The 12,519-nt window shown below is 37.1% G+C and carries 5 protein-coding genes; 2 read left to right on the forward strand and 3 right to left on the reverse strand.

What is annotated here, in order from left to right; translation table 11 throughout:
* A partial coding sequence (locus tag ACFYKX_RS14360) for an InlB B-repeat-containing protein (RefSeq protein ID WP_389361750.1) occupies positions 1–4,525 on the reverse strand: 4,525 nt, incomplete at its 3' end.
* A 794-nt stretch (positions 4,526–5,319) separates the two neighbouring features.
* Positions 5,320–6,273 (reverse strand): hypothetical protein, encoded by a 954-nt coding sequence (locus ACFYKX_RS14365; RefSeq protein ID WP_389361751.1) that lies wholly within the window; start codon positions 6,271–6,273, stop codon positions 5,320–5,322.
* A 167-nt stretch (positions 6,274–6,440) separates the two neighbouring features.
* Between ACFYKX_RS14365 and ACFYKX_RS14370 the strand changes: the two genes are divergently transcribed.
* Together ACFYKX_RS14370 and ACFYKX_RS14375 are read left to right on the forward strand one after the other, a co-directional pair.
* Positions 6,441–7,712 (forward strand): DUF5050 domain-containing protein, encoded by a 1,272-nt coding sequence (locus tag ACFYKX_RS14370; protein ID WP_389361752.1) that lies wholly within the window; start codon positions 6,441–6,443, stop codon positions 7,710–7,712.
* 604 nt (positions 7,713–8,316) lie between these two features.
* Entirely contained in the window at positions 8,317–8,394 is a 78-nt protein-coding gene (locus ACFYKX_RS14375; protein ID WP_389361966.1) for a hypothetical protein, read from the forward strand.
* Positions 8,395–9,084: 690 nt separating this feature from the next.
* On the opposite strand, the gene ACFYKX_RS14380 is transcribed toward ACFYKX_RS14375, so the two are convergent.
* The gene (locus ACFYKX_RS14380; RefSeq protein WP_389361753.1) at positions 9,085–12,393 is read right to left on the reverse strand and encodes a hypothetical protein; all 3,309 of its coding nucleotides are present in this window, start codon (positions 12,391–12,393) and stop codon (positions 9,085–9,087) included.
* Positions 12,394–12,519 lie beyond the last annotated feature (126 nt).

Raw genomic sequence — 12,519 nt, forward strand, 5'->3', positions numbered from 1 at the left:
CTTTTGTTGGAATCGGTAACACTTCTTCGCTTCCATCTGACTGTTTACCATAAGTGGAATCATATAGTTTCGTTTGAATTGTCGGTGTTACGTTTCCTCCACCTGCATCAAACGTAACATCATAGGTATTCGCTATCCACTGAGCATAGAGAGTTACATGGTTCGTTCCCATCGGGAACGCAGTACTTGCCGCATACGGTGTACCACTTCCATTTGCCTCTGCATTCCAACCAGTAAACGTGTATCCTGTTTTTTCTAAATCGCCTTTTCCTGATACAGTTACAACCGAACCGTAAGCATGACTTGTTACATTTGGAGGAAATCCTCCTGTTGAACCATTCGCATTATAAGTTACATTGTAGGAATTCACTTCCCACTTTGCATACAAGGTATGATTGTTAGCTATCGTAACTTCAGATTGATTTGTAATCGCTGAGCCTGTAAATCCATCGTTATCATACCAGCCTGCAAACGCATAACCTGTTCTAGTTGGTGTTGGCAAGGATTCGTTACTTGTCCCATCCGATCCTTTACCATATGTTGAGCCAAATAACTTCGTTTGGGTTGTGGTTGTGACGGTTCCATCTCCTGCATCAAAGGTTACTGTATATGGTTTAGCTGTCCAATGAGCATACAGTGTATGGTCGGATGGTATATTTACAGGAGTTATATTAGTTACTTCTACTCCTGCCCCATCTGCCTGTGAATACCAGCCAACAAAATCATATCCTACTTTTGTTGGAATCGGTAACACTTCTTCGCTTCCATCTGACTGTTTACCATAAGTGGAATCATATAGTTTCGTTTGAATTGTCGGTGTTACGTTTCCTCCACCTGCATCAAACGTAACATCATAGGTATTCGCTATCCACTGAGCATAGAGAGTTACATGGTTCGTTCCCATCGGGAACGCAGTACTTGCCGCATACGGTGTACCACTTCCATTTGCCTCTGCATTCCAACCAGTAAACGTGTATCCTGTTTTTTCTAAATCGCCTTTTCCTGATACAGTTACAACCGAACCGTAAGCATGACTTGTTACATTTGGAGGAAATCCTCCTGTTGAACCATTCGCATTATAAGTTACATTGTAGTAATTCACTTCCCACTTTGCATACAAGGTATGATTGTTAGCTATTGTAACTTCAGATTGATTTGTAATCGCTGAGCCTGTAAATCCATTGTTATCATACCAACCTACAAACGCATAACCTGTTCTAGTTGGTACTGGCAAGGATTCATTACTTGTCCCATCCGATCCTTTGCCATATGTTGAGCCAAATAGCTTCGTTTGGGTTGTGGTTGTGACCGTTCCATCCCCCGCATCAAAGGTAACCGTATACGGTTTAGCTGTCCAATGAGCATACAATGTATGGTCGGACGCCATGTTTACAGGAGTTGTATTAGTTACTTCTACTCCTGCCCCATCTGCCTGTGAATACCAGCCAGCAAAGTTATATCCATGCCTAGTTGGTGTTGGTAAAGTATCGTCCGTTGTTCCATTTGACCCTTTACCATACATTGAGCCAAATAACTTCGATTGGGATGTAGTAGTGATTTCTCCATCTCCTGCATCAAAGGTGACGGTATATTGTTTGGCTGTCCAATGTGCATACAACGTATGGTCGGATGCTGTATTTACAAGAGTTGTATTAGTTACTTCTACTCCTGCCCCTCCAGTTTGCGTAAACCATCCAGAGAAATCATAGCCTACTCTTGTTGGGATTGGTAAGGAGTCACTGCTTGTCCCATTCGCCCCTTTGCCATATATTGAATCATATAGTTTTATTTGAGATGAGGAAGTCACTTGGCCTCCTATTGGATTGAATGTCACTTCGTATGTGTTCGGTGTCCATTGGGCATAGACCGTTTGGTCACCCATTACTTCTGTACTTGGAGTAAATGTATCTCCTGAGCCGTTCGACTCAGTATTCCAACTCATGAACTTATATCCTACCCTAGTAGGCTCAGAAGGCAGGGTCCCAACACTCCCCCCTGGGAGAGCTGTTTTACTAACCGGGTTTGTATCTACGTCCCCTCCATTTTTATCAAAAGTTATCGTATATATATTTTGGATATGAATAGTGGCTGTATCGCTAGCAACGCTAAATGGTGTGTTACCACCATTAACACTAATATCCATAGTTCCACCAACACTTCCAACTGTTCGATCCCAAGCTCTATATCCTAAAGAAGCTGTAGATCCACCACTTCCACTTCCCGGAATAAATCGTACTAAGTTTGTATCATACAATAATAAGGCAGCATTGTTGTTCGCTTGGCCAATATTCGTCCAAACTGCTCCTCCGTCTGTTGAAAACTGCCATGTTCCTGTTCCACTTTTAGAAGTAATAGCAATTCCTTTTTGTGCACCACTATCTACATCCGTCACACTTAAACCTAAAAAAGAAAAGACAGATTGACCCGAGTTGTTTCTATCATCTTCTCGGATGGACGTCAGTGTAGGGTTTGAACTAACTAAAACAGGCGCATCATTGACATCACTTACAACTATTTTAGCTAAAGCTTGATTTGCACTGAATGCTGTTTGACCACCATTTGTTGTTATATTTTGATAAGAGCCTTCTGAACTGCCATCTGTTTGATCCCAAGCTCTAAACTCGACAGTTGCTGTTTCGCCAAATTTACCGTTTGGAACATATCGTAAATAACTATTTCCACTTAGAAGTAATGCATGTGTCTCACTAAGTGTTCCCAACTCATTCCACACGGTTCCATCCTGCATTGAATATTCCCATGTACCTGCTCCTTGGGATGAGGAGATGGCTACTCCACTGAAGGCACCACTGTCTTCATCTGCATAATCAGCACCTAACAGTATAGATCTAATAAGAATAGGATTACTAGTTACATCTTCCGACGTAAACAAAGGTAATGAAATATCACCCGATTTAATCATTGGAGCGGTATTTGAACTTATTAAAGTAATAGTGAAATCTTTCTCGAATGTCAAACCACTGTTATCTGTAGTCCGTACTCGTACTGAATACGTCCCAGGTGTCATAGCGGTTGTATTGTTTGTTCGTAAGTCACTATTACTAATATTAAATAGAGAGTTATTGGTATCTCCATCACCATTAACTAAACTATATGTATAAGAACCACTGTCATCGGTTGTTGAAAAAGTTCCCACAACTGCATTTGTTCCACTACTCTGATTTACAGTTGAGTTTGATAAGCTAATATCCGTTGGAGCTTGGTTTAGTGTGGGTGTTGTTATAGATTGCATTGTGTACGTGCTCTTATTTCCCGCTGCGTCTCTAACAATTACGTTAAAATAATAGGTTTCTCCCGGATTTAACCCTGTTACATTAAAACTAGTAATATCCTTAACAAACCCAGTGCCTAAAGCTGTACCATTACCAACTTCAATGTCACTAAGGTTACTTATATTATTGCTACTAGACTGATAAACTTGATACTCTAAATCTCCCTCAGATGTTGCATTATCCGTTGCTTTGGTCCAGCTTAACGTTACTCCTACTGTACTTAGATTGGAATTAGTTATAGTTCCACTATTGCCTACTACTGGAAGGATAGAATCAGTTGGTGTGGTATTTTCTATCGTCACAACATAATACTTATCTCCTATAATAAATGTATCAGTTCCTGAAGTACTCGGCGTAGTATATTTCACCGTGTCATCTTTCCAAACCTCTATTGGAAGTGGGTAATCTGTACCTTCATAAGGGATGACGACATATCCCAACTCCGCTGGAAGAGTTTCACTTTCAGGAACTATATCACCAGTCCATGTAAAGGAATAGGTTTCATTAGGAGCTACCGTAAAGGCTTCAGCCATTACACCCTTAATGGTGAATGTTTCATCATACGTATTATTTGCACTGTCTGTTGCTCTAACCCCTACTGTTGCTGTTTCTCCAGCTGCTAGAAATTTACCAGACATTAAACGTAATTGTTGAATTGAATTAACCGTAACAATTTCAAATAAACTATCAGGATCATTGTGGATACTAAAAGTATTATGATCATTATTATAATCTGTACTTCTAAGGTTAGCTATTCTGAATCCTGAAAATCCACCTGGTGCTTTTGTATTATTAAGACTAATATCTGTTGGTGCTGGATTTAGTGCTGTGATAGTAATAATAATTTCTTCGGTATAGGGTGCCACTTTAGTTCCTGGGACATTCCGACCAGATTGCCAACGAACTTTAAAATGAAAAACCCCCTCAGCAGGTGCCCTAAACTTTATCATTCCATTGTCTACATCACTCTTAAAATAACTACAACCCGCACAAATAGCATTAGAATAATTCACATAGCCTAGTTGACCACCATTACTAGGTACGGATTCAAAATAAACAGCGGCATAGCTACCTTCATAACCTAAATCACTTGAAAATAATGAAACTTCCTGACCTGCTGGTACTGTAATTGATGTATTAGCAGCTTTAGCTGAAGGTAAGCCTAATATAAAGTTATTACTAAATAAAAAAATACACAAAATCATCGTAGCTATTTTCCCAAAAAATTTTTTCATATTTATACTCCTTTCTAGTAATAATTAATATAATTTTTCTACTAAGTTATCTAATTATTAAAGTAACTCAAATTTGTTAATTTTCGACAATTATGGGATGAAAAGTATATGTCATTCGAATTGATTTCTCCAGTAGTGATATGTTCCCACTAAGAAAATAGTCCTCCTTTTTCAACACTCCCTCTACTAAAATTAGCATATTATACCTTAATTAGAAATATATTCTTCTATTAATTAAAAGAAAATTTATTTATCCTAATATGTCATCCCCGCAGAAAATGAATCCATGAAATTACAGGTTCCATTATTCATCTAATAAGAATCTGCTGATCCTTTTGATACTATTTTCTTTTAAACGAGATGAAGTTACTTTAAGGCACACTAGGATAATTATCAATAAGTGAAGGACAGAGTCTCAAGCAGTGGGAATGAATTTTACCCTGTGATCTATGCGTGAAACTACGGAACATAATTATTCGAGGAGTGACAGGCAATAAAACTAACTACAACTAAATCAAGGTTGCTGTGGCTGTGTTTCGAGAGATTTCTAGGATATCATTACTAAGTGAATAACAGAGTCTAAAATAAGTGGGAATATATACTCTCACAATCAACTGAAATTATCTGTGAAACTATTCCGAGGAGTGACATGCCACTACAACTCATATTATCCATTTTAGATTAAAAATCTTTTTCTCAGTCATGGTCACTTTTTTATCACTAGCAAACATAAATAAAGCGTGACTAGACTTTTGGTCTAATCACGCCTTAGTAATAAATTGTAAACTATATGATTAATAGTTATATTCCTCTTGGGAATCAATTAGTTGTAACTCCGCATTATTCGGATTTAGCAGCCATGTATAAATACTCCAAACTCCTTCAGCATTATTATATTCTTTTGTTTTATAGGTTAACTCTCCTACCGAATATGGTCTTACAGAATAAAAAATCGTTGAATACCATTCATCTTCAAAGCCAACTTTAACACGGAACAATTGGCCATTATTCACATAATACATATTGGCAGATTCAAAATTAGAACTCTCAGTACTTGCAACGGCAAATAGATCTGGTTGACCTTGATCAGTAGATGGAATTTCATAAATCGTTTTTCTAGTAGCGTTATAGATATAATCATCTAATTTAATTCCTGTATCTGTAATGGTGCTAGAACCTGCTTTTTGAAGATAGATCTTATAATTACCTCTATACAATGCGTCACCTTCGCTGATACCGGCCCATACCATGTTCCAGGTGGCAGAAAGTGAAAAAGAGCCAAACGCTTTTTGTTCGTTAGCGCTAACGATATATGCATTATAAGAAGTCCCCTGAGAATCTTTTAAAGAGAAAGTTGCCCTGCTTTTATTAACAATTGTACAAACTTGAAGTTGCTGTACCAACTGTAATTTTGATTTGCTCGGTGTTTGATATGTAATTCGAGTATCTCGCTCTACGTAATAGCCCCCACCTACACTCAATAATCCAGGCTTAAACGCATAGATTCGATAAAACTCTCCTGCTTTTAACGTTCTACTGTTAATACGTTTGTTCCCATCAAGCTTAAACAAAGGTGTGTCCTTTTTGATCGTTAGACGCCCAATCTGACCTGGCTTCAGTTCTATCCCATCCCACCAAACTTTTGTTTGGCCATTTAGTTGAGCACAATTTGTTGCAGCATTTGTATTAGAAGTATAAATTCCCAATACTAGTAGAATGGACATAACTAAAATACTAATCTTCTTCACTCTGTCATTCCTCCTAGATGTTTTCTACATTAACATTATAGTATAAAAGTCTGGTATTTTTAAATGGGTCCTAATATTAAATTAATAGATATTATGGTAACTAGTACTTTAAACATGGTTAACTATTTAATACAATATACTTATATCTATCAGGAGGGGAACATACATTGAAGAAGTTTAGCATTATTTTATTATCATTTTTTATGCTATCAGGATTAAGTGCAACTGATATAAGAGCAGCAGAGGACAATTTCTGTACCCAATTTAAAAATGTGAAGAAAATTTGGTGGGACGGAATTGAATTAAAAAGTGGACAGATAGGACGCTTAACAATTGTAAAAGACACATCTTTATTTAAACTAGAAGGAGAAAAGAAGACTTTTTCTCGAACATTAAAGGCTGGAGAATTCTATCGTATATATGCCTTTAAACCAGGAATGTTAAGTGTCGGCGGAGGATACTTTGTCGACCGAGATAACAAAGTTACCTATCAAACTCCAAGTAAAACAAAGTTAAATGCTGTAAAGTGCATTAATAGTCCAACTAAACCTAAGCCTACTAGTAGTGAGAAGCAAAATGATCACGGGGAAATCTCTGATGGTTTGAATAGTGTTACCAGATTCATGGGGACACCAAATGGGTTCCTAGCTTATGATAAGGAAACCAAAAAGCATGATCACATTCCTTATAAACTAAATACAGCTGGACTTTATACTCATACCAGTGATGCCATTTATGTGAATGTCTATGATGAAAACGCTAATCGAAGCACCATGAACTCTCATCAATTCTATAAAGTAGATCTAAAGAAACCATATAATCTCACAAAAGTATTAGATGAACATGTGGCTTATGCAACTACGGATGGTCAAAATATTTATTATAGCAAGGAAGTAGTCGAAGGAAACACTTGGACACTAGAAATATATAAGACTGATTTACTTGGGAATGGAAAAGTTCTTTTGAAAAGAATAGAAGGTGGTTATAATCCATATTTCACCGTGAATAACGGCTCCCTCTATACCAGCATCTTTAACTTTGTGGATGGTGCGGAGATCGTGCAAACATCACTTAATGGAGCAGAAGAAAAGGTAATTGGTGAGGTGAAGTCATCAGATTACGACAGTACTGAAAGCAGAGAAGGCTATTTCTTCCATACTAGTTCCAAAGATCGTACGGATTACTTTGTCTTTGACCCTAAGACAAACCAATCTTTTAATATTGTCGGTCCAGCAGTACATGATTACACCATTTATAACCATAAGTTTTATTATACTAGTGGGAATAATAATAATGAATTGTATATCTTAAACAGCCAAGGTAAAGCCGAAAAAATCTTGACTAGCTCAGCCGGTAGTATTATTGGATTCTCTTCAAATTATGTAATTTGTTATAATTCAGAAACAGATAAAATTACAGAACTGAAGTTTACAAATTAAGAAATCTTTAATTTTTAACCCTTCTCTTTGGAAGGGCTATTTTTTTGCTTAATGGATATTATAGCAAGTAACCTTGATAGTATTAACAATGCGGTAGTAGGTCTCCAAGATATAATATGTAACTTAACTTTTAGGATCCCTAATCCATTGGAAACGACTGATATATATTCTTATCAAACTGAGTACAAGTATTAGTCGGGAGAGATTCCTTAACAATAAAAATTGAGATAATTAAAGATGGTTTTTAAATCCATGAAACGATTCTGTGGAACAAGATTTTCTCATGAAGTAACAGGCACCAAAACTTGGAGGAATTTGAACAGAGGAAATTTATTGCATAGTAACGTCGCTTTGAATAAAGTGGCTTCTTTCCGGCCAAACTATAGTTAGAAGTTCTGTGTGACTTCTCTCCTTTTGACTCGGGCCTTCCCGAGTTTTTCTCTTCTGGGTATAGAGAAGCAGAAGTCTGACCTCAATATCAAGCGCCAAGTCTAATCTTATGTTATTCTCTTTGGATATTAAACCTTATACCAAATATATGAAACAATTCCCTAGAGCAAGATTTTTCGGGTAGTGACAGGCACCAGTCCTCATAGACAAATATATATCCTATTATAATTTTAATCGAATTCAAGGTGCCTTAGATTACGAGACTCCAGCAGATTACGCCAAGGCAGGTTAAATTGAGGGCAAATGCCACTTTTTCTCGTTCTCATCTATCTAAGACACTTCATGATGATGAGAAGGAAAAAAGGAACCAGAGCTTATTAACCCTAATTCCATAAAGTGAATCCAAATTTATTTTGTCTACTTTAGGGATCGCAACGCACAGGCACCAAGACTAAGCTGATTCGATTAGCAAAAGAAAAGCCCTGTAGAGATATTTCTCTCCAAAGAGCTTTTCCTTCAAATCTATTAATCTTTCGACAAAATTCTGGTGGTGACAGGCACCAGCCCTCAGGACCCTAATCCTTTGGAAACGACGATATGTATACCTATCAAACTAAGTACAAGTATAAGTCGGGAGAGATTAACAAATAAAAAATTGAGATGATTAAAGATGTTTTTTAAATCCAGAAACGATTCTGTGGAACAAGATTTTCTCGGGGAATGACAGGCACCAAGGCTAAGCTGATTCGGTTATTAGCAAAAGAAAAGCCCAGTAGAGATATTTCTCTCCAAAGAGCTTTTCCTTCAAATCTATTAATCTTTCGAAAAAAATCGGGTGGTGACAGGCACCAGCCCTCAGGGAATTGCTCCCTATAAGACTGCACCTATGCCGGGCGCATATAGAAAAGGCCCCGTAGAACATCCTACAGGGCCTTTCTTCTTTTAAATAATTACACTTTATTGCTGTTTGCCTGATTTTCTATTAAGGAGTAACAGTAACTGTTACATCTAATTTAGCAGAAATGTTACCAGCAGCATCTACTACGTATACATCATAATCATTAGCAGCTAGTACTTGTTTAGCAAATGATCCATTAGCTGCAGCAGTAAATGTAGCAACTGGTGTAGCAGTAGTTACAACTGCACCATCAGCAAATACTTTAACAGTTGCTCCACCTTCAACAGCACCAGCAGCACCAGTGATACCACCATTGTTTAAAGTAAGCTTAGTATTATCTGCAGCAGAAGGCGCTACATTCTCAGAGATTAATGCATCTTCAGTACCTGCGTCGTTCTTAACAGTTGTTGCTGTGAATGTTACAGCCTCGTTTGAGTTAGCTGCATCTACTAAAGAACGGCCATTTAATAGGGCTACAGAGAACTTATGACCTGCAACATTTGCTTTTGTAATATCAATAGTTACAGTAGTACCACTGATCGCAGTTGTAAACTCATTAATAGCTAAATCAGTATCACTAGTTAAATCTTTAACTCGTAAATCATACTCTAGAGCAGTTGCAGTTGTGTCATTTAGAGCTTCCGAGAAAGTAACAACAATCTTGTCAGTTTCAGATGCATGACGTTTTACGCTTACCATTTCAGGAGCGATTTTATCTGTAAAAGCAACAGATCCAGCAGTAATACTAGCAGCAATTGTATCAGTAGCATCAGCCGTACCAGATACTACCTTGAATGTATCATTATAGATGTTTTTCACAAGTTGTGAATTATTATCTACAATGCGGTATTCAGAAGCAGCTGTACCCATATCTTTATTTAATACAAATTTAACTTTTGTGTTGTCAGATTGAACTGTTGCACTAACAGGTAGAGCGTAATCAGTCCAAGTTACACCACTATCAGTTGATCTTTGGATTTTAATAGCACTTGGATCTACAGATTTAATTGCAGTGTTGAATTGAACTAAAACTTCATTTTTCTTAGTAGCTTCAGTTGCAACTACATCTAGTTCTGTACCAGTTTCTTTTCCAACTACTACTGTATCAATCATATTTCCGGCAGCATCTTTAAGAGCTGAAACTGTAATGTTTGCAGTTAGTGAAGCAGCATTTGGATAAGTAATTACTACACTCTTACCATCAGCAGCAATTGATTTAATTGATACACCAGAAACTGTTGCTAATGTTCCAACTCCAGATACATTATAGTTACTTAAGTTACGTAATGTACCTTCATCCATTTTTTCATTAAAGAATAATGTGAATGTATCATCATCTTCATGATCGTCACCTGAAGTAAGAGCACCCGCAGATACTAGGTAACCACCACTAACTAGCGGCTTTTTCGTATCTTTAGCGTCAATAGTTAAAGTTTGCTCAGGAAGTAAGTTTTCACGGATAGAGTTATCTTTCATATCCTTAATTTTCACTGTGTATTGAGCAGCGTCAACGTTACTTAAACCTAATTGTGCACCAGTTAATTCTAATACTTTGTTGTCTGTATTAGCTTTGAAACCTAATCCAGAAACATTTAAAGATCTAACCTCTTTACCATCTTTATCTAGAACTTTAATTGTTCCAAGATCTGTTCTCATTGATTTAGAGAAAGTTAAAGTTAGCTTGTTACCATCTGCTAATGAAGAGGTTACTGTAGGTAGACTTGTATCATCAGCTACTTTAAATGTGTATGTTTTCCAGTCTTTAACTTCATTATCAGCTACGTCTTTTTGACCTTTATATTCAACTTTCGCTTCAACTACAGCACCTAAGTTTAGAGCTGTGTCTAAAGTTAAATCGAACTTAGTACCATTTGAGCCTGTAACTTCAGCAATATCATCGCCTTCGATTGTTTCGTCATTCACTTCGAAAGAACCTAAAGTAGCAACTTTTTCGTTGAAAGTTACACGTACTTTGTTTTTATTTACTACTTCTACACCCGTTAATTCTGGAGCAGTAGTGTCCTCAGCAACTGTTACATCAAATGATTTAGCAGCAATTTTAAACCCTGCAAAGTCAGAAATATCAGCAACATCTAATTTAAGTGTTCCAGTTTTTAAGTTTGAAGCAAACTCAAGAACTAAAGTATTTTCAGCATGATTAGGAGTTACTTTTGCAATTGCAGCAACACCGTCAAGTTTAATATTGTTTAGTACTTCAAATGCAGTTTTAGTTAAGTTAACTGGCTCGCTAAACTGAAGTTCAATTTGCTTTTTGTTTAATGATACTGCACTTGATAATTCAGGCACTACATTGTCTAATACAGACTTTGTTTCCTCGAATTTAGCTACAGCAGTTCCATCAACAGCTTTTACACCGTCAACTAAAACTTTAATGTTTTCACTTTGAGAATTCTGAGTAAAGAACTCAACAGTTAAAGTCTTTTTGTCTTCACTTAAGATGTAACGAACACCTTCAGAGAAAGTTGAATCAGTGTCTACAGTTGTTGCAGTAGTGTTTGAACCTTCATAAACTTTAACCGTGCTAGATGTAACTGTTTTTGAATCCACTGCTTTATTGAAGTTGATTACCACAGTTTTAAGGTTATTTACACTTACACTTTGTACTTGTGGTACAGCTAACTCATCATAAGCAGCTTGAACTTCAGTTACTTTCGCAAGAAGAGCAGCACCAAAGTCAGTGTCTTCGTTTAATTCTGCAACGTAGTCAGCAACTTTATCAAATTGAGCTTGTGCGCTTTCTAGATCGCCTTCAGCAAGGAAACCTTCAGCAGCATCGTAAGCCATTTTAACAGTAACTTCGTTAGTGATGCTATCACGTGCAGCTTGAGCATCAGCTTTGAAAGAACCTCTTAATAGTTCACGAGTTGATTCACCATATACGCGATCAAGGATTACTGTACGAGTTTTTAACTCATAAGAGATTGCGTGGTATAGTTCTTCAGCAAGATCCCACTCGTTATCTTCTAAAGCAGCTTTAAGATCTAATTCTTTAGCTTGTAGAGTAGTAGCATAGTTGTAAGCGTCGATGTAAGTTACTACGCGCTTAGCAATGAAATCAGCATATGTAGTTTCTAATTCTGCTAATAGAGCGTCTTTAGAAGCTCCGCCAGACTTGTTAACTAATGCTTTTGCATTGTTGTAAGCAGTTTTTGCAGCGTTGTATTGCTTGTAAACTTCAGTGATGTCTTGGAAAGACCCAGTAGCAGTTACGTCGCTGTAAGTGTGGTACGCTTTCTTCATTTGTGTTACTGCTTTACTAACTTCAACTGCAACACTGCTAGCAGCGTCAGTTTGTGCTGGAGCAGCAGCAACGAATGCAGATGCAGCAACTGCTGTAGCAGCAGCTAGTTTAATAGCTTTTTTCTTTGCCATAATGTTTCTTCTCTCCTTTTGATATAAAAGTAGTACAATGATTGCTTGGTTGGTAAGCTTATTAGGCTTGCGATCATTGCCTATCAAACTTAACGATAATTGTACTAAAGTTCTTTGGAAATATCA

It is taken from the genome of Cytobacillus spartinae, assembly GCF_042865285.1.
GTDB lineage: Bacteria > Bacillota > Bacilli > Bacillales > Cytobacillaceae > Robertmurraya_A > Robertmurraya_A spartinae.